The organism is Pseudomonas sp. KD5 (genome assembly GCF_012932895.1).
In the GTDB taxonomy this organism is placed as follows: Bacteria; Pseudomonadota; Gammaproteobacteria; order Pseudomonadales; family Pseudomonadaceae; genus Aquipseudomonas.
The window spans coordinates 412,051-432,015 of record NZ_JDWJ01000005.1 but is presented as its reverse complement, the minus strand read 5'-3'; the positions used below and the strand labels follow the sequence as shown (position 1 = coordinate 432,015).

Genomic DNA, 19,965 nt, shown 5'->3' with positions numbered 1-19,965 from the left:
GAACGAATTTAAGGATTTAAAGTGAGCAAGTCTCTGCAAGCCATCCGTGGCATGAACGACATCCTGCCCGAACAGACTCCCCTGTGGCGTCATTTCGAGGGCACCGTTTCGCGTTTGCTGGATAACTACGGTTACAAGCAGATCCGCATGCCGATCGTCGAGTTCACCGAGCTGTTCAAGCGCTCCATCGGTGAAGTGACCGACATCGTCGAAAAAGAGATGTACACCTTCGAAGACCGCAACGGCGATTCCCTGACCCTGCGTCCTGAAGGCACCGCGGCCTGCGTGCGTGCGGTGCTCGAACACGGCATTACCGGCGGCGGCCAGGTGCAGAAGCTCTGGTACATCGGCCCGATGTTCCGCCACGAACGTCCGCAGAAAGGCCGTTATCGCCAGTTCCACCAGATTGGTTGTGAAGTCTTCAACCTCGACGGTCCGGACATCGACGCCGAGCTGATCGTGCTGACCTGGCGCCTGTGGGGCGAGCTGGGTATCCGCGATGCGGTCAAGCTCGAACTCAACAGCTTGGGCACTGCCGAATCCCGTGGTCGTTATCGCGAAGCACTGGTCGAGTACCTGACCGCTCGCCTGGATCAACTGGACGAAGACAGCCAGCGCCGTCTGAAGACCAACCCGCTGCGGGTCCTGGATACCAAGAACGCCGACACTCAAGCGGTGCTGGCCGACGCGCCGAAAATGGCCGACTACCTCGACGAAGAATCCCGCGTGCACTTCGAGGGCCTCAAGGCTCGCCTGGACGCCGCCGGCATTCCTTATGTGATCAACCCGAAGCTGGTTCGCGGGCTGGATTACTACAGCAAGACCGTATTCGAATGGGTCACCGACCAATTGGGCGCCCAAGGCACGGTATGTGCCGGTGGTCGTTACGACGGTCTGGTGGAGCAGATGGGCGGCAAGCCGACCCCAGGCGTCGGTTTCGCCATGGGCATCGAGCGTCTGGTGCTGCTGCTTGAAACCCTGGAGCAGATCCCCGAAGAGATCTCCCGTCAGGTTGACGTCTACCTCTGCGCCTTCGGTGAAGCCGCCGAGCTGGCCGGCCTGACCCTGAGCGAGCGTGTTCGTGATCAACTGCCCAACCTGCGCCTGCAAATCAATGCCGGGGGCGGCAGCTTCAAAAGCCAGTTCAAGAAGGCCGACAAGAGCGGTGCGCTGTACGCATTGATCCTCGGTGACGACGAAATGGCCCAGCAAGTGGTAGGTTTCAAACCCCTGCGTGGCCAGGGCGAACAACAAAGCATTGCCTGGGATGCGCTTGCTGCACACCTGGCCACCTGCGTCGTGCAGGGTTGAAGCTGTCAAACAGCCGATTTAGCGATTAAGGAGTATTGGGGTGTCGAGTACCGAAGACGAACATGTGGCGGAGTTGAAGGAGTGGTGGACACGCAACGGCAAGCCCCTGGTTACTGGCGGTCTGTTGGCGTTGGTCATCGTGTTCGGCTGGCAGGCCTTTCAGAAGTATCAGAGCAATCAGTCGCAAGGCGCCTCGATTCTCTACCAGCAATTGCTGGAAACCACGCTGACGCCTGACGGCAAGCCTGATGCTGCACGTGTTTCGGATCTGGCCGGCAAGCTCAACAGCGAGTTCGGCGGCACTGCCTACGCGCAATACGGCAGCCTGTTCGTGGCGAAAGTCGCGGTCGACAGCGGCAAGCTGGACGACGCTGCCAGCGAACTGAAAGCCATTGTCGACAAACCGGCCAACCCGGCACTCGGTGAAATCGCCCGTCAGCGCCTGGCGCAGGTGCTGGCTGCGCAGAGCAAGGTCGATGAAGCCCTGAAACTGCTCGAAGGCGATGCCGATAAGGCCTTCCTGGCCACTCGCGAAGAACTCAAGGGTGACCTGCTGGTACAACTGGGTCGTACCGACGAAGCGAACGCTGCGTATCAAAAAGCCAAGGCGGCACTGTCGGATGAAGCGGCGGTCGGTGGCCTACAAATCAAGCTGGACGACCTGGCCAAAGGGGATGCGTGACGTGATCCGTTGGAAACATGCAGCATTGCTGGCTCTGGCCATTCTGGCCGCGGGTTGCAGCAGCAACAGCAAAAAAGAGTTGCCACCGGCCGAGCTGACCGACTTCAAAGAAGAAGTGGTTCTGCACAAGCAGTGGAGTCGTTCGATCGGTAACGGTCAGGGCGAAACCTACAACATGCTGGTTCCGGCGATCGATGGCGATACCATCTATGCCGCCGACGTCACCGGTGTGGTGATGGCGATGGATCGCAGCAATGGCGACGTCAAGTGGAAGAAAGATCTCGAACTGCCTGTCTCCGGTGCCGTTGGCGTGGGTTACGGTCTGGTCATGATCGGCACGCTCAAGGGCGAAATCGTTGCCCTGGATGCCAGCAGCGGTGAAGAGAAATGGCGCGCTCGCGTGACCAGCGAAGTTCTCGCACCACCGGCCACCAACGGTAACGTTGTTGTGGTTCAGACCCAGGATGACCGTCTGATCGGTCTGGATGCCTCCACCGGCAACCAGCGCTGGTTGTACGACAGCACGCCAGCGGTCCTGACCCTGCGCGGCACCAGCGCACCGATCGTCACCAACCGCCTCGCGGTGGCTGGCCTGTCGACCGGTAAAGTGGTTGCTCTTGATGTGTCCAACGGCGTGCCGGTTTGGGAACAGCGTGTAGCGATTCCACAAGGTCGTTCGGAGCTTGAGCGTGTGGTCGATATCGACGGTGGCTTGCTGCTGTCCGGCGGTACACTGTATGTCGCCAGCTACCAGGGGCGCGTCGCGGCACTGGACCTGGAAAGCGGTCGTCAGCTCTGGCAGCGTGATGCTTCCAGTTATGCCGGCGTCGCCCAGGGTTTTGGCAGCGTCTACGTGAGCCTGTCTTCGGGCACTGTTGAAGGCGTCGACGAGCGTTCCACCACTGCATTGTGGAGCAACGATTCGTTGGCCCGCCGTCAACTGTCGGCTCCGGAAGTGTTCTCCAGCTACGTTGCAGTCGGTGACCTGGAAGGTTACCTGCACCTGCTGAGTCAGGTGGACGGTCGTTTCGTCGGCCGCGAGCGCATCGACAGCGACGGCCTGCGTGCCCGTCCGCTGGTGGTGGGTGACACGATTTATGTGTATGGCAACAGCGGCAAACTGGAAGCCCTGACCATCAAGTAAAGACTATGCTTGGGGTTTAACCCCCAAGCGGCCTTGTTCTGCAAGGCTCGCAGCGCTTTCAAGCGCTGCCCCGAGCACCAGCCGCTGCCTCGCAGCGGCTTTTGTATTTTCTGAAATAACGAAGTGGAGAGCCGCATGGTTCCCGTAATCGCCCTGGTGGGCCGACCGAACGTCGGCAAGTCCACCTTGTTCAACCGCCTGACCAGGACTCGCGACGCCATTGTCGGCGACTTGTCCGGTCTGACCCGTGATCGCCAATACGGTGAGGCCAAGTGGCAAGGGCGTTCCTACATTCTGGTCGACACTGGTGGTATCTCCGGTGACGAGCACGGTATGGACGAAAAAATGGCCGAGCAGTCGCTGCTGGCCATTGAAGAAGCGGATGTCGTTCTGTTCCTGGTAGATGCCAAGGCCGGTTTTACCGCCGCCGACCAGATGATCGCCGAGCACTTGCGCAAGCGTAATAAGCGTTCCTATGTGGTCGCCAACAAGGTCGACAACATCGACCCTGAAATGGCCCGCGCCGAATTCGCCCCGTTGGGCATGGGCCACGCGATCCCGATCGCCGGTGCCCATGGTCGTGGCATCACCCAGATGCTGGAAATCGCCCTGAGCGACTTCCCGAAAGACGAAGAAGAACCGCAAGAAGGCGAAGAGGAAGAGATCGTTGCCGAAGGTGAGGAAGCCAAGCGCATTCCTGGCCCAAGCGAAAAAGACGGTATCAAGATCGCCATCATTGGCCGTCCGAACGTCGGCAAGTCGACTCTGGTCAATCGCATGCTCGGTGAAGACCGGGTGATCGTGTATGACCAGCCCGGTACTACCCGCGACAGTATCTACATCCCGTTCGAGCGTAACGACGAGAAGTACACGCTGATCGACACCGCCGGTGTGCGCAAGCGCGGCAAGATCCACGAAGAAGTCGAAAAGTTCTCCGTGGTCAAAACCCTGCAGGCGATCAAAGACGCCAACGTGGTGATCTTCGTGATGGACGCCCGCGAAGGCGTGGTGGACCACGACCTCAACCTGCTGGGCTTTGCCCTTGAAGCCGGTCGTGCGCTGGTGATCGCGATCAACAAGTGGGACGGCATGACGCCGAGCGAGCGCGATTTCGTGAAGGTCGAGCTGCAACGTCGACTGTTCTTTGTCGACTTCGCCGACATCCACTTCATCTCGGCCCTGCACGGCACTGGCGTAGGTAATCTCTACGCGTCGGTACAGAACTCGTTCAAGTCCGCGGTCACCCGCTGGCCGACCAACCGCCTGACCCAGATTCTGGAAGATGCGGTCGGCGAGCACGCGCCACCGATGGTCAACAACCGCCGGATCAAGCTGCGTTATGCCCACTTGGGTGGTGCGAACCCGCCGATCATCGTGATCCACGGTAACCAGATCGAGAAGGTGCCGAAGTCTTACGTCCGTTACCTGGAAAACACTTACCGTCGTGTGCTCAAGCTGGTCGGTACGCCGATCCGCATCGAGTTCAAGGGCGGCGAGAACCCGTACGAAGGCAACAAGAACTCGCTCACCGACCGTCAGGTCAACAAGAAGCGTCGTTTGATGTCGCACCACAAAAAGGCCGACAAGAAGCGCCGCGACAAGCGCTGATTCAAGGCCTCACTCTTTTTGTGAGGGCTTGTTGTGGCGAGGGAGCTTGCTCCCTCGCCACAAGTTATGCGGTGTACATTAGAAGAAGGGTGCCGGTTGGCGCCCTTTTTTTGTGGGCGTCGTTTGGGCTATCCTCGGGCTCTCCCGTGCCGCCGTTAGAGCCGGGTGTAGCCCAGGGAATCACCGATGATCACCAGTAAGCTGCCGAATGTCGGCATCACTATCTTCACGCAGATGTCTCAGCTCGCGGCGCAAACCGGGGCGATCAATCTGTCCCAGGGTTTTCCCGATTTCGACGGTCCGCAGGCCCTGCGCGATGCGGTCGGTCGGCATATCGCCAGTGGCCACAATCAATATTCGCCGATGACCGGCTTGCCGGCGTTGCGTCAGCAGATCGCGGCGAAGATCGCTCGCAGCTACGGCGCGCATGTTGATGCCGACAGCGAAGTGACGGTCACCCCCGGCGCGACCCAGGCGATCTTCTGCGCGATTCAGGCGGTGATCCACAGCGGCGATGAAGTGATCGTGTTCGATCCGTGCTACGACAGCTACGAGCCCTCGGTCGAGCTGGCCGGTGGTCGCTGTGTGCATGTGCAACTCGGCCTGAAGGACTTCGCCATCGACTTCCAGAAGCTCGCCGAAGCCCTGAGCCCGCGCACGCGGATGATCATCCTCAATACCCCGCACAACCCAAGCGGTGCGCTGATCAGCCGTGCCGAGCTGGATCAGTTGGCGGCATTGATCCGCGACCGCGACATCTATGTGATCAGCGACGAAGTCTACGAACACCTGGTGTTCGACGGTGTGTCTCACGCCAGTGTATTGGCCCATGAAGAGTTGTATCAGCGCGCTTTCGTGGTCAGTTCGTTCGGCAAGACGTACCACGTCACCGGTTGGAAAACCGGTTATGTCGTGGCGCCGCCGGCCCTTAGCGCGGAGCTGCGCAAGGTGCACCAGTACGTCAGTTTCTGCGGCGTGACGCCGTTGCAGTACGCGTTGGCCGATTACATGGCCGAGCACCCGGAACACGTCGAAGAGCTGCCGGGCTTCTATCAGGCCAAGCGTGATCTGTTCTGCGATCTGCTGACGCCGTCGCGCTTCAGTTTTACCCGCGTGGCCGGTACTTATTTCCAGTTGGTCGATTACTCGCAGATTCGCCCGGACCTCAATGACGTCGAGATGGCGCTGTGGATGACCCGCGAGCATGGCGTCGCGAGCATTCCGATCTCGGTGTTCTACCAGACTCCACCTGAAGGCCAGCGCCTGGTGCGTCTGTGCTTTGCCAAGCGTGAGGAGACCCTGCGTGAAGCAGCGGCAAAACTATGCGTGATCTGAGTACTCTGCCCAATCTGAATCTTGCGCTGATCCAGACCACCCTGGCCTGGCACGATCGTCAGGCCAATCTGGAGCATTTCGAGCCGCTGCTGGAACAGGCTCGTGGCGCGGACCTGATCATCCTGCCGGAGATGTTCACCACCGGTTTCTCCATGGAGTCGGAAGCCCTCGCCGAGCCGGAAAATGGCCCCACCAGTAAATGGATGCGGGCTCAGGCAGCGAAGCTGGGCGCGGTGGTGACCGGCAGCATCATCGTCCAGGCGGCTGACGGCAGCCATCGCAATCGTCTGTTGTGGGCACGGCCGGACGGGGAGTTGTGGCACTACGACAAGCGTCACTTGTTCCGCATGGCGGGGGAGAACAACCACTACACCCCGGGCGAGCGTCAGGTGCAGTTCGAATTGAAGGGGTGGCGAGTGCGGCCGCTGATTTGCTACGACCTGCGCTTCCCGGTCTGGAGTCGTGATCCGCAAGACACTGACTTGCTGCTGTACACCGCCAACTGGCCGGGCGCACGGCGTCAGCACTGGAACCGATTGCTGCCGGCACGGGCGATCGAAAACCTCTGCTATGTGGCGGCGGTGAACCGTATCGGTACCGATGGCAAAGGCTTTGCGTATACCGGTGACAGTCAGGTCCTGGATTTTCAGGGCGAGACGCTGCTCGGTGCAGGTGATGCCGATGGTGTGTTCAAGGTCGTACTGGACGCGGCGGAACTGGCGGCGTATCGCACACGGTTCCCGGCGAATCTGGATGCGGATACCTTCGAGTTCACCTGATCGATCGTTGATCAACAAAAAAGGCCCCGAGGTTCACACCCCAGGGCCTTTTGCATTTGCAGCGAAGCTTACGCCGCTTTCGCTTCCGGCTGGCTCAGGGAGCGGTTCAGTGCGCTGAACAGGGCCTTGAAGCTGGCAGTGGTGATGTTTTCGTCGATGCCGACGCCATGCACCGCACGCTCACCATTCACCCGCAATTCAATGTAGGCCGCGGCCTTGGCATTGGTGCCCGCGCCGATGGCGTGTTCGTTGTAGTCCATGATTTCCACCGGGATCGGCAGGCCGGCCACCAGTGCTTCCAGGGCACCGTTGCCCTTGCCGCGCCAGTGCAGGTTGGTTTCGCCCTGACCTTTGCTGGAAACTTCGACTTCCACGGCGCTGTGACCGTTTTCTTCCTGCAAGCGATGGCTGACCAGCGCGTACGGGGTGTTGGCCTGCAAGTACTCGCTGTGCAGCAGCGCGTGGATCTGCTGGGCGGTCATCTCCAGGCCCAGGCGATCGGTTTCACGCTGCACGACCTGGCTGAACTCGATTTGCATACGGCGCGGCAAGCTGATGCCGTATTCCTGTTCCAGCAGGTAAGCGATACCGCCCTTGCCCGACTGGCTGTTGACGCGAATCACCGCCTCGTAGCTGCGGCCAATGTCGGCCGGGTCGATCGGCAGGTACGGCACTTCCCACAGGGCGTCCGGTTGTTGCTGGGCGAAGCCCTTGCGGATTGCATCCTGGTGCGAGCCGGAGAACGCGGTGTGAACCAGGTCGCCGACGTACGGGTGACGTGGGTGCACCGCAATCTGGTTGCACTCTTCGACGACTTTGCGCACGCCATCGATGTCGGAGAAATCCAGCTCAGGGTTGACGCCCTGGGTGTAGAGGTTCAATGCCACGGTGACGAGATCGACGTTACCGGTACGCTCGCCGTTGCCGAACAGGCAGCCTTCGACACGGTCGGCGCCGGCCATCAGGCCCAGTTCGGTGGCGGCCACGCCGGTGCCACGGTCGTTGTGGGTGTGCAGGCTGATGATCACGCTGTCACGACGGTTGATGTGACGACCGAACCATTCGATCTGGTCGGCATAGATGTTCGGGGTCGCGCATTCGACAGTGGCGGGCAGGTTGAGGATCACCTTGTGCTCAGGCGTCGGGTTCCACACCTCGATCACCGCGTCGCAGACTTCCTTGGCGAATTCCAGTTCGGTGGCGCTGAAGGTTTCTGGCGAGTATTCGAAGGTCCACTCGGTGTCCGGCTGCTGGGCGGCATATTTGACGAACAGCTTGGCGGCGTTCACGGCGATGGCCTTGATCCCGTCCTTGTCCTGGTTGAAGACAATGCGGCGGAAGGAAGGGGAGGTCGCGTTGTACAGGTGAACGATGGCCTTCTTGGCACCGCGCAGGGATTCAAAGGTACGCGCGATCAAGTCTTCACGGCCCTGGGTCAGCACCTGAATGGTGGTGTCGTCAGGGATGTGGCCGCCTTCGATCAGGGTACGCACGAAGTCGAAGTCGGTTTGCGAAGCGGCCGGGAACGAGGCTTCGATTTCTTTCACGCCGACCTGCACCAGGGTCTTCCAGAAACGCAGCTTCTTGACCGCATCCATTGGCTCGATCAACGACTGGTTGCCGTCACGAAGGTCCGAGCTGCACCAGATCGGCGCTGCAGTGATGGTCTTCGATGGCCAGGTGCGGTCCGGCAGGTTGATGGTCGGGAACGCGCGGTATTTCGAAGACGGGTCTTTGAGCATGCTCATTGGAAAATCCTTATTGTGTGGGCCGAAAAAAGGCGGCCTGCCGGTGGATCAAATGTTCTGGTAAAGCATCAGACGAGGCACCGCGATTCAGCCTGGCAGTCGTGCACTGACGAGGCACAGGCTGCGGTGCTGGCGGAGCTGAATGAGGGTGTGAGAGGTTTTCATGTCTTCAACCCTAACCGCGGGGGGAAAGGATGGCAAGCAGTCGAAAAACTTTGAGAGGAATAGTCGAAAAATATAGTTTGTCGCGATTTTATTGCTTGGAATGGCAGCGATTGTTTTTATTTTTGCGAGAGGATTGAGCGATGCGCAATTGGAGGTTGGCGGTGAAGTTCAGGTCAGCGGCGCCCGCGAAGAGGCCATCAACCTCAACCACTGCTTATGGCTGAAACGCACCAATGAAAATCGCCGGGTCCACCCGCGCATCGTTCAAGCTGACGTTCCAGTGCATATGCGGCCCGGTCGCGCGGCCAGTTGAGCCGACTTTCCCGACCACCTCACCACGCGCCAGTTGCTGGCCGACTTTCACGTCGATCTTCGACATGTGGCAGAACATGCTGATAAAGCCCTGGCCGTGGTCGACGAACACTGTGTTGCCGTTGAAGAAGTAGTTACCGATCAGGATTACCTTGCCGGCGGCCGGGGTTTTGATCGGCGTGCCGGCGGGCACTGCAAAGTCGAGGCCCGCGTGGGGATTGCGTTCTTCGCCATTGAAGAAGCGGCGCACCCCGAACTTGCTCGACAACGGCCCATTGACCGGTTTGTCCAGCAACAGGTTGCTCGGAGTATTCGGGCTGAAGCTGCGGTAAGCCTGGATCTGCTCGGCCAACTCGCCCTCGATGCGCTTGAGATTTTCCGGGTTCGGATTGACCTGCTGCGTATTCTTCAGGGTGATGTGCTGTTCCGGGTATTTCTTGTTGCCGACGGTGAAGCTCAGGTTGCGGCCACCGCTGCTCAGCGACTGGCTGCCCGGTTTGACCGTCAGCGGCACGCCGACGATGGCCAGCCAGTTGTTCTGTTCCTTGACCACCAGTACCGGTCTGCCTTGATAGCTGGCTTTTGGCGCCTGGGCAGAGCTGCCCAGATCCACCACGGCTACGCCACCCGGTACCGGTTTGTTCAACAGACGGGTGATGTAACTGTCGGCATGGGCGTTGAAGGTCAGGCACAGCAATAGCAGCGGAGCGAAAAAACGCGGCATGGATCAATCCAGTAAAGAAAGGGTGACAGGTGTCAGGTGATTGTCTTCGACCCGCACTTGCAGCTCGCCTTCGCCCAGTTTGGCTTTCAGGCGCTGGCCGGTGTGGGTTTGCGCGGCGCTGCGGATCGCGTTGCCGCGCTCGTCCAGCAGAATGCTGTAGCCACGAGCGAGGGTCGCCAACGGGCTGACCACATGCAGCGTCTGCATCTGACTTTGCAATTGCAGGCGACGGGATTTAAGCCCTTCGCGCATGGCCCGAGGCAGGCGCTCGGCGAGGCTGTCGAGGCGCTGGCGAAGCATCGCCAGTTGTCGCCCGGGATGCTGCCCGGCGAGACGGGTTTCCAGACGGATCAAGCGTTCGCGACGGGTATTGAGGCTACGTTCGAAGGCGCGGCGCAGGCGCATGTCCAGATCATCCAGGCGTTGCGCTTGCTGACGCAGGCGTTCGCCGGGATGGCGCAAGCGGCGAGAGATGCCTTCCAGACGCAGCCGATCGCGCATCAAGCGGTCACGCATGCGCATCACCAGTCGTCGGTGCAGGCTTTCGACCCGACGCACCAGATCGCTGGAGTCCGGCGCCAGCAGTTCGGCGGCGGCGGACGGCGTCGGCGCGCGAACGTCGGCCACGAAGTCACTGATCGATACGTCGGTTTCATGGCCGACGGCACTGACGATCGGCGTCACGCAGGCGTCCACGGCGCGGGCCACGGCCTCTTCGTTGAAACACCAGAGGTCTTCCAGCGAGCCGCCGCCACGGGCCAGGATCAACGCATCGAAACCACGGGCGTCCGCCAGTTTCAGCGCGCGGACAATTTGCGCAGTGGCTTCGCGACCTTGTACGGCGGTAGGGATCAGCGTCAGTTGCACCTGCGGCGCACGGCGGCGGAACACACTGATGATGTCGCGGATCACCGCGCCGGTGGGTGAACTGATGATGCCGATGCGTTGCGGGTGCGCCGGCAGCGGCACTTTGCGTTCGGCACTGAACAGGCCTTCGGCGCTGAGTTTTTCCTTCAAAGCATCGAAGGCCAGACGCAGGGCGCCATCACCGGCCAGCTCCACGGTGTCGAGAATCAGTTGGTAGTCACCACGGCCTTCAAACAGCGAAACCTTGCCACGAACCTTGACCGCCAGGCCATCCTTCAGCGCCTGGCGAACCCGCGCGGCGTTCTGCCGGAACAGTGCGCAACGCACCTGGGCGCCGCTGTCTTTGAGGGTGAAGTACACATGGCCGGACGCCGGGCGGGCGAGGTTGGAGATTTCGCCTTCGACCCAGATGTTGCTGAACACGTCTTCGAGCAACACCCGCGCGCGGCCGTTGAGCTGGCTGACAGTCAGGACTTCCCGGTCCAGGCCGAGTCTTGCAAAGGGATCTTTAATCATGGGGCGCAGTTTAAAGGCATTCGGCGATCAATCTCCATGAGCCAGTGTAAATCCCTTGTGGGAGCGGGCATTGCTACGGCAATCGAGTGAAGTGTTCAACGAATTGCTGAACCAGCGCGGTGGGATCTTGCCGGCAGGCGAGGGCGACGGTGCTGTGGCAATCCGGATCGGCCAAGGGGAGAAAATGGATATCCGGCGGCGCGATGTCTTGCATCGACTCCGGTAACAGCGCGATGCCGAACCCGGCCTGGATCAATTGCAGTTGCGTGGTTTTGCGTGACACCACCCGAGCCGCTTGGGGAAAGAACCCTTGGCGCATGCACAACTCGGCAGATAGATAGCTCAGGCCGCCACGCTGTGGATGAGGGATGGAAATAAACGCTTCATCCTTCAACCGTGCCAGATCGATGCCGTGTGCGGGCTTTTCCACAGCCAGCCGATGATTCGGCGGCACTGCCAGCAACAGACGCTCGCTGTACAGCGGAACAATCTGCACCCCTTCACGTTGACGCAGCACCGGCAGGCGCAACAGACCCACATCCAGGCGACCTTCGGCCAACTCTTCCAGTTGTGCCTCGGAGGACAGCTTGACGATGTCCATCGACACCCCGGCATGCAGATCCAGATAAACGCTGATCCCGCGCAGCAGTCGACCACTCATGGGTACGGTGCTGGAATGGCTCAGGCGCAAGACGCCCAGTTGACCAGTGCCCACTTGAGTGGCCATTTCGCTGGCCTTGGTCAGTTCGTTCAGCAGGTTTCTGGCCCGAGGCAAAAAGGCTTCACCCGCCGCCGTCAGGCGGGGCTGGCGGGCGGTGCGTTCGAACAGCGGCGTTTGCAGGCGGGTTTCCATGTCCTTGATCTGCCGGCTCAAGGCTGACTGAGCAATAAACAATCGTTCGGCCGCCGCGCTGAAGCTGCCGCTCTCGGCGATTTCCACGAAGTAACGCAATTGGCGGGTTGAAAGCACCAGGTATGCCTTTTTGAGATGGGTGATCGATTTTGAAGATATTAGTCGCAACGCCCGGCGCTGGCTAAAGTCATCACAGGAATAAAAGGAAGCCGTGTCGATGAATGTGCTGGAGTTGTTGAGCCAATGGCCGTGGGGTGTGGTGGATTGGTTGGTGATCGGATTGGGTGTTGCCCTGGCCTACATCGTGTTCGGCATTGCCGGTTTTGGCACCGCGCTGGTGGCCGGGCCGATTCTGATTCTGTTCATGCCACTGTCGAAAATCGTGCCGCTGTTGGTGCTGCTGGATTTCGTCGCCGCGTTCGGCAATCTGCTGCCCTCGCGCCGAAATGTAGAGCGGTCCGAATTGCTGCGACTGCTGCCGTGCATGGCGGTGGGTTGCACGTTGGGGGTGATCTTTCTGCTGAACCTGAAATCCGATGTATTGCTGCTGTTGATGGGGTTGTTTATCAGCGCCTATGCGATTTACAGCTTGTGGATTAAAACCCGTCCGAGGCAATTGTCCGCGGGTTGGGCGGTGCCGATGGGCACGGTGGGCGGGATGTTCGGGGCGCTATTTGGCAGTGGTGGTTTTTTGTATGCGATCTATTTGAACAGTCGGTTGCCCAAGGACGAGGCCCGGGCCACCCAGAGTGCGTTGATCAGTTGCAGCACCGTGGTGCGTTTGAGCCTGTTTGCCGTCGCCGGTGTATATGCCGAGCTACCCTTGTTGGTATTGGCGCTGTGTTTGTTGCCGGCGATGGCGCTGGGGCTGTGGATCGGTCGGCGATTGATCATGAAATTGTCCCGCGAGGCTTTCGTGCGGCTGGTGACCTGGCTGGTGCTGGCCAGCGGGATTGCCTTGGTTGGGCGTTATTTGAGTACTTGACCGGATTTCGTCAGGGATTAAGCTGCCGGCCGCCCTGACAATCGGCGCACCGCAGCAACATCCATTTGACGCAGTAGGCTTGCACCATGAATTCGCAAAGCATCATTGTCCCGAAAATCTCCACACTGCCGGTACACGAACCCCGGGCCCGGGCGGTCGTGCGGTGGCTGGTGCGCAAGAACATCATTAAAGAAGAGCTGACCACCTGTGGCCGCACCGGCAATCACATGGCCCACGCCATCGCCGACGGCGCCCGCGCCGTGGTCCTGCACCCTGAAGCGCTGCCGTTCGGCGAGCCGATCAATGGGCTGGAGATCATCACCAAGCGTTGCATCTATACACCGGCCAAGGGTTTTCTCGAAGAAGCCGGCTGCGCCGAGTGCCGCAAGGAGATCGGCGAAGCGCTGTTCGAAAGCCTGGAAGACTGGATGCCGGGGCGCACCGATAACTTCACCTGCCCTGAGTGCGGGCATGAAGACGACATCAACGGCTTTCTGTTTTTGCAGGAATGCGGCTTTTCCAACCTGGGGTTCATCTTCAACAATTGGCTCGAGGCCGGGTTCAAGCAGGACTTTATCGATGAGTTTGCCGATTGGCTGGATCAGCCCGTGAGTTGGGTCAAAGTCGAACTCTAAATGCCGGCGTCGGTCCCCTATGGGGGACAATGTTTCTCCGTATGTCAGTAATGCCAATAATAGACAGAGTTTTACATTGAACCCGAGGGGGTGTCTGACTATAATGGCGCGCTTCCATTTTCCCGCTCGGGAGCCCCCGCGATGCTGCGTATCAGCCAAGAAGCTCTGACATTCGACGACATTCTCCTAGTGCCCGGTTATTCCGAGGTGCTTCCTAACGAAGTCAGTCTCAAGACCCGCCTTACCCGTGGCATCGAGCTGAATATTCCACTGGTTTCCGCCGCTATGGACACCGTTACTGAAGCCCGTCTGGCAATCGCCATGGCTCAGGAAGGTGGCATCGGCATCATCCACAAGAACATGACCATCGAGCAGCAAGCTGCCGAAGTGCGCAAGGTCAAGCGTTACGAAGCCGGTGTGGTCAAGGACCCGATCACCATCGAGGCCGATGCCACGGTGCGTGAACTGTTCGAACTGACTCGCCTGCACAACATCTCCGGCGTTCCGGTACTGCACGATGGCGACCTGGTCGGCATCGTCACTTCCCGTGACGTGCGTTTCGAAAACCGCATGGACGTCAGCGTCCGTGAAGTGATGACGCCTAAAGAGCGTCTGGTCACGGTCAAGGAAGGCGCCAACAAGAATGATGTGCGTGAATTGCTGCACAAGCACCGCATCGAGCGCGTGCTGATCGTCGACGACAAATTCGCCCTCAAAGGCATGATGACCGTCAACGACATCGAAAAAGCCAAGGCTTATCCGCTGGCCAGCAAGGACGATCAAGGTCGTCTGCGCGTTGGCGCTGCAGTCGGTACCGGTAAAGACACCGGTGACCGTGTAGCTGCCCTGGTCCATGCCGGTGTTGACGTGGTGGTGGTCGACACCGCCCACGGTCACTCCAAAGGCGTGATCGACCGCGTTCGCTGGGTCAAACAGAACTTCCCTGAAGTGCAGGTCATCGGCGGCAACATCGCCACCGGCGCTGCCGCCAAGGCCCTGGCCGAAGCCGGCGCTGACGCAGTCAAGGTCGGTATCGGCCCAGGCTCGATCTGCACCACCCGTATCGTCGCTGGTGTCGGCGTTCCGCAAATCAGTGCCATCGCCAACGTTGCCGCTGCCCTTGAAGGCACCGGTGTTCCGTTGATCGCCGACGGCGGCATCCGTTTCTCCGGTGACCTGTCCAAGGCCATCGTAGCCGGTGCCTCCTGCGTGATGATGGGCTCGATGTTCGCCGGTACTGAAGAAGCGCCAGGCGAGATCGAACTGTTCCAGGGCCGTTCGTACAAGGCTTATCGCGGCATGGGTTCGCTGGGCGCAATGTCCCAGGCTCAAGGTTCCTCCGACCGTTACTTCCAGGACTCCTCCGCGGGTGCCGAGAAGCTGGTTCCGGAAGGCATCGAAGGGCGTGTTCCTTACAAGGGCACCCTGAGCGCCATCATCCATCAACTGATGGGCGGCCTGCGTTCCTCGATGGGTTACACCGGCAGCGCCGACATCGAAGAAATGCGCACCAAACCTGAGTTCGTGCGGATCACCGGCGCTGGCATGGCTGAGTCCCACGTACACGACGTACAGATCACCAAAGAAGCGCCAAACTACCGCGTAGGTTGAGGCTTCAAGCAAATCGTTAAGCAACCGGGGCTGTTCTATTCAGCCCCGAGTTGTTTCTGAATCACGACTGTTTCTGAATTACTTAGACGAGACTGAATCATGGCCCTCGACATTCACGCTCACCGCATCCTGATCCTCGACTTCGGTTCCCAGTACACCCAACTGATCGCCCGCCGCGTGCGTGAAATCGGCGTTTACTGCGAACTGCATCCGTTCGACATGGACGAGGAAGCCATTCGCGAATTCGCACCAAAAGGTGTGATCCTCGCCGGCGGCCCCGAGTCCGTGCACGAAGCTGACAGCCCTCGCTGCCCGCAAGCGGTGTTTGACCTGGGCGTGCCAGTCTTCGGTATCTGCTATGGCATGCAGACCATGGCCGAGCAACTGGGCGGCAAGGTTGAAGGTTCCGACCTACGTGAGTTCGGTTACGCCCGTGTCGATGTGGTCGGCAAGAGCCGCCTGCTCGACGGCATCGAAGACCATATCGACGCCGATGGCCTGTTCGGCCTCGACGTTTGGATGAGCCACGGTGACAAGGTCACCAAGATGCCGGAAGACTTCCACATCCTGGCCAGCACCCCGAGCTGCCCGATTGCCGGCATGTTCAACGATGACCGTGCCTACTACGGCGTGCAGTTCCACCCGGAAGTGACCCACACCAAGCAGGGCGGTCGCATCCTGTCGCGCTTCATCCTCGACATCTGTGGCTGTGAAGCCCTGTGGACGCCGTCGAAGATTGCCGAAGATGCCATCGCCCAGGTCCGTGCCCAGGTCGGCACCGACAACGTACTGCTCGGCCTGTCCGGCGGCGTGGACTCCTCGGTGGTTGCCGCGCTGCTGCACAAGGCCATTGGCGATCAGCTGACCTGCGTGTTCGTCGACAACGGCCTGCTGCGTCTGCACGAAGGCGAACAAGTGATGGCCATGTTCGCCGAGAACATGGGCGTCAAAGTGATCCGCGCCAACGCCGAGGACCAGTTCCTCAACAACTTGGCTGGCGAGTCCGATCCAGAGAAGAAGCGCAAGATCATCGGCCGTACCTTCATCGACGTGTTCGATGCCGAATCCTGCAAGCTGGACAACATCAAGTACCTGGCCCAAGGCACCATCTACCCGGACGTGATCGAGTCGGCTGGCGCGAAAAGCGGCAAGGCGCACGTGATCAAGTCGCACCACAACGTGGGTGGCCTGCCGGAAGAAATGAACCTCAAGCTGGTTGAACCGCTGCGCGAGCTGTTCAAGGACGAAGTCCGTCGTCTGGGCCTGGAACTCGGCCTGCCGTACGACATGGTCTACCGTCACCCGTTCCCGGGTCCGGGCTTGGGCGTGCGGATCCTCGGTGAAGTGAAGAAGGAATACGCCGACCTGCTGCGTCGTGCCGACCACATCTTCATCGAAGAACTGCGCAAGGCCGACTGGTACCACAAGGTCAGCCAGGCGTTCGTGGTGTTCCAGCCGGTGAAATCGGTTGGTGTTGTCGGCGATGGCCGTCGTTACGCCTGGGTCGTTGCCCTGCGTGCCGTGGAAACCATCGACTTCATGACCGCGCGTTGGGCACACCTGCCTTACGAGCTGCTGGAAACCGTCAGCGGCCGCATCATCAATGAAATCGAAGGCATCTCCCGCGTCACCTATGACGTGTCGAGCAAGCCGCCGGCGACGATTGAGTGGGAATAAGTTGAACGACAAGGGCGCTGAGAAGCGCCCTTGTCGCATCTGAAGGAAACGTTTACATCAGTCTGTTCGACGCACCAACTGGAAGCTGGTGCCCGGACAAAGAGTGATATCAAAATAGTGTCAAACTCGTCGAATCAAAAGATTCGGACTCCGACAACATGGATGTGTACAGGCTTTGAACGGGCCTGCGTAAGGGATATATGGTTTCCATCAGCGTGCGCGGTATAGACAAGACCCGTCAGATCAACGACTGGACAATAAAGAGTGACGGGAGCGGTGGATTCTCGCTGACTTGCCACTTTCCCTCCGGCAAGAGTTTTCCTAGCCCGCTGGGTGACTGCGAGGTCGTTCCCACTCGAGAGGTGAAAGGCCAGCTTCTGCGAAAAAAAGGCAGCTCAGTGGTAAGCGCCGTTGAGAAAGCTGTGATCTACGGCGAGAAATATGCCGTCGTTCAGTATTCCTCAAGCGCGGCTAGTTACGTGTTCAAGATGGACTCTATCGAGCTTGTGACGCCGACGGACATGAAGGACGAGTCGACCTTCCGCTATTTCCATTCTGTGGCTACTGCCCGCGTCGATCATGCAGCGTCGACGGACAAGGAGATCGCCCAAAATGTGTTGCGCCAGCTCGACGCACTACCTCCCTGCGCGGATACGGCATTGCACGCCTACTGCAAGGGGCACAATGGCAGGCAGGAGCAGGCGGGAAATTTCATCTTCCCTTTCGGCATCAATGAAAGCCAGCTTGCAGCAGTCGAACGCGCGTTCGCATCGCAGATCAGTCTGATCGAAGGGCCTCCCGGCACCGGCAAGACGCAGACCATTCTGAATATCATCGCCAATCTGCTGTTGCGTGGAAAAAACGTGGCGGTGGTCTCCAACAACAATGCGGCCGTTGGGAACGTCTGCGAAAAACTGGGCAAGTCCGGGCTGGATTATCTGGTTGCCACGTTGGGTAGCAAAAGCAACCGAGAGGCATTCTTCGCCAACCCTGCCCCAAAACCATCGGCAGAGCCCGACGCCGCGCCCTCGATGGAGCGCATCCAGGGCGTGTTGCAACAGCTCAAGCGCTATCTGCATACCCGCAACGCGGTAGCCCAGCTGCAGATTGAAATCGCCGAGCTGGAGGTCGAGCGTCGCTATCTCTTGCAATGGCAGCAGGAAAACGCCGTGCAGGTGCTCGCTCTGGACAAGTACAAGCTCTCCCCGCAAAAGTCGGCCGACCTGATGGCCTACCTGACACATCTTGCGGGCAGGCACGTCAGGCTCAAGGACCGGATCGAGCTGCTGTTCAATTTCAGGATTGTGCGCACGAAACCATTCGATAACTGGGAAAAGCGCAAATCGGTGTTCTATGGCCTGCAGCTTCACTATTACGACAAAGCGCTGCTGGAAAGAAAAACCCTACTGGCCGCCCACCAGGAAACGTTGCGACTCGGCAATTACCAGGCGCTGCTGGATGAGCTGACGAGCGTTTCGATGAACTACCTGAAGCAGCACTTGCATCAGCATGTGCCAGACTCTGAACCCTTTGATGCCAAGTCTTACAAGCGCCAGTTCGATGGATTCGTGAAGCGCTATCCAATCATTTCCAGCAGCACGCACTCGATCGTCAACTCTCTCGCCAGTGGTGCCTTGCTTGATTACGTCATCATCGACGAGGCTTCGCAACAGGACATCATCCCGGGAATATTGGCGCTGGGTTGCGCGAAGAATCTGATCATCGTTGGTGATAGAAAACAGCTGGCACACATCCCGGCGCAACTGGGTTTACCTGCGCCCAAGGACTTCTACGATTGCGACAAGTACAGCCTGCTCGATTCGTGCATCGGAGTATTCGATGGTTCGATCCCGGTGACGCTCCTGAAAGAGCATTATCGCTGTCACCCGCGAATCATTCAGTTCTGCAATCAGCAGTTTTACGACAACCAGCTGGTTCCGATGACGCAAGACCTCGGGGAAAAACCGTTGTCGCTGCTCGTTACCGCCAAGGGTAATCACACTCGAAAGAACACCAATCTCAGGGAGCTGGATTCGCTGCTGGCAATGCTTGAGGGGGAGGGCGAGTGTGCATGGACGGGCGAAGACGGCAGGGGCTTCATCGCACCTTTCAGGGCACAGGCCACGCTCTCGGGTACGCTTTTGCCAGCGGATTTCGTCAAGGACACCGTGCACAAGTTCCAGGGCAGAGAGTGCGACGAAATTGTTTTTTCCACCGTACTGGACAAGAAGCGCGTACCCCAGGAACGTCTGGATTTCGTGGATGACCCACGCATGGTCAATGTGGCTGTATCACGGGCCAGGAATCGATTCACCCTGGTCACAGGGGATGATGTCTTCACGGCGAACAACGGGCATATCGCCGCGCTGGTGCGATACATCGAATACTACGCGGAACAAGGGCAGCTCCACCGCGCACCCGTGATATCAGCCTTCGACCTGCTCTACAAAGAATACGACCAATCGCTCGAGCGTCTTAACGCAAGACTTCGGCCGAATGATTCATCGTTCAAATCAGAACAGATAGTGGCGCAGCTACTTCGTGAAACGCTTGCTCAGGATGCCTACCGATCGGTGATGTTTCACACTCAGATTGAGTTGATACAACTGGTCTCGGTCGCCAATGAAGTTTTGACGGCACAGGAACTGGCGCTCATGAAAAACAAGGCCAGCTGTGATTTCGTGCTTTATTTCAAGGTAGGGAAAAAACCTCTGGGCGTCATCGAGGTTGATGGGGGCTCTCATGATGAGCCTGAACAGGCCGAACGAGATGCCCTGAAAAACAGCATTCTGCAAAAATGCAATATCCCGTTGCTGCGCTTGCGAACCATCGAGAGCCATATTGAAGAAAAGCTGGCGGCAGCTTTGGCTCAATGGACCAGCAGTGTTCATGATGAAAATCGCGAACTCTCGCCGGTTTAAATACTTTTATGGTTTTGATTGAATAATCAATTCGAGACTGAGGAATCCCGGCTGTCACTGATCGTCCGTGACACCCGGAAGGCCGTGTGAAC

Annotated in this window: 15 protein-coding genes; 11 read left to right on the top strand and 4 right to left on the bottom strand. The window is 59.1% G+C overall.

Annotated elements, in window-relative coordinates:
• Positions 1-21 precede the first annotated feature (21 nt).
• From hisS to AF70_RS14200, 6 genes are all read left to right on the top strand, one after another.
• Complete coding sequence (gene hisS / locus AF70_RS14225; RefSeq protein WP_018927062.1) at positions 22-1,311, top strand: histidine--tRNA ligase; 1,290 nt, start codon at positions 22-24, stop codon at positions 1,309-1,311.
• 40 nt (positions 1,312-1,351) lie between these two features.
• Complete coding sequence (locus AF70_RS14220; protein WP_028939190.1) at positions 1,352-1,993, top strand: tetratricopeptide repeat protein; 642 nt, start codon at positions 1,352-1,354, stop codon at positions 1,991-1,993.
• Positions 1,986-3,137 carry an outer membrane protein assembly factor BamB gene (bamB, locus tag AF70_RS14215; RefSeq protein ID WP_028939191.1) on the top strand — a complete coding sequence of 384 codons (1,152 nt, stop codon included), beginning with the start codon at positions 1,986-1,988 and terminating at the stop codon, positions 3,135-3,137. The genes AF70_RS14220 and bamB overlap by 8 nt, the downstream gene beginning before the upstream one ends.
• A gap of 135 nt (positions 3,138-3,272) precedes the next feature.
• On the top strand, positions 3,273-4,745 hold the full coding sequence (gene der / locus AF70_RS14210; protein ID WP_018927059.1) for a ribosome biogenesis GTPase Der: 1,473 nt from the start codon (positions 3,273-3,275) through the stop codon (positions 4,743-4,745).
• A gap of 186 nt (positions 4,746-4,931) precedes the next feature.
• Positions 4,932-6,080: a pyridoxal phosphate-dependent aminotransferase gene (locus tag AF70_RS14205; protein WP_019581055.1), complete on the top strand. Its 1,149-nt coding sequence runs from the start codon at positions 4,932-4,934 to the stop codon at positions 6,078-6,080.
• The gene (locus AF70_RS14200; RefSeq protein ID WP_028939365.1) at positions 6,068-6,859 is read left to right on the top strand and encodes an amidohydrolase; all 792 of its coding nucleotides are present in this window, start codon (positions 6,068-6,070) and stop codon (positions 6,857-6,859) included. Before AF70_RS14205 ends, AF70_RS14200 begins: the two co-directional genes overlap by 13 nt.
• Positions 6,860-6,927: 68 nt before the next feature.
• Here AF70_RS14200 and leuA read toward each other — a convergent pair whose 3' ends face one another.
• From leuA to AF70_RS14180, 4 genes are all read right to left on the bottom strand, one after another.
• Positions 6,928-8,607: a 2-isopropylmalate synthase gene (gene leuA, locus AF70_RS14195; protein WP_018927056.1), complete on the bottom strand. Its 1,680-nt coding sequence runs from the start codon at positions 8,605-8,607 to the stop codon at positions 6,928-6,930.
• 379 nt (positions 8,608-8,986) lie between these two features.
• Positions 8,987-9,808, bottom strand: a complete 822-nt coding sequence (locus AF70_RS14190) for a peptidoglycan DD-metalloendopeptidase family protein (protein ID WP_028939192.1) — start codon at positions 9,806-9,808, stop codon at positions 8,987-8,989.
• A 3-nt stretch (positions 9,809-9,811) separates the two neighbouring features.
• Positions 9,812-11,191: an exodeoxyribonuclease VII large subunit gene (gene xseA, locus AF70_RS14185; protein ID WP_028939193.1), complete on the bottom strand. Its 1,380-nt coding sequence runs from the start codon at positions 11,189-11,191 to the stop codon at positions 9,812-9,814.
• Between the two features lie 73 nt (positions 11,192-11,264).
• Complete coding sequence (locus AF70_RS14180; protein WP_028939194.1) at positions 11,265-12,161, bottom strand: LysR family transcriptional regulator; 897 nt, start codon at positions 12,159-12,161, stop codon at positions 11,265-11,267.
• 100 nt (positions 12,162-12,261) lie between these two features.
• Between AF70_RS14180 and AF70_RS14175 the strand changes: the two genes are divergently transcribed.
• The 5 genes from AF70_RS14175 to AF70_RS14155 all read left to right on the top strand — a co-directional run bounded on the left by AF70_RS14175 (position 12,262) and on the right by AF70_RS14155 (position 19,873).
• Positions 12,262-13,029, top strand: a complete 768-nt coding sequence (locus AF70_RS14175; protein ID WP_028939195.1) for a sulfite exporter TauE/SafE family protein — start codon at positions 12,262-12,264, stop codon at positions 13,027-13,029.
• A gap of 86 nt (positions 13,030-13,115) precedes the next feature.
• Positions 13,116-13,664, top strand: coding sequence for a hypothetical protein (locus AF70_RS14170; RefSeq protein WP_018927051.1), 549 nt, complete (start codon positions 13,116-13,118; stop codon positions 13,662-13,664).
• Positions 13,665-13,805: 141 nt separating this feature from the next.
• Positions 13,806-15,275, top strand: coding sequence for an IMP dehydrogenase (guaB, locus tag AF70_RS14165; protein ID WP_018927050.1), 1,470 nt, complete (start codon positions 13,806-13,808; stop codon positions 15,273-15,275).
• Between the two features lie 99 nt (positions 15,276-15,374).
• A complete protein-coding gene (gene guaA, locus AF70_RS14160; protein ID WP_018927049.1) occupies positions 15,375-16,952 on the top strand; it encodes a glutamine-hydrolyzing GMP synthase in 1,578 nt (525 codons plus the stop codon).
• Between the two features lie 200 nt (positions 16,953-17,152).
• On the top strand, positions 17,153-19,873 hold the full coding sequence (locus tag AF70_RS14155; protein WP_028939196.1) for an AAA domain-containing protein: 2,721 nt from the start codon (positions 17,153-17,155) through the stop codon (positions 19,871-19,873).
• The last annotated feature ends 92 nt before the right edge of the window (positions 19,874-19,965 follow it).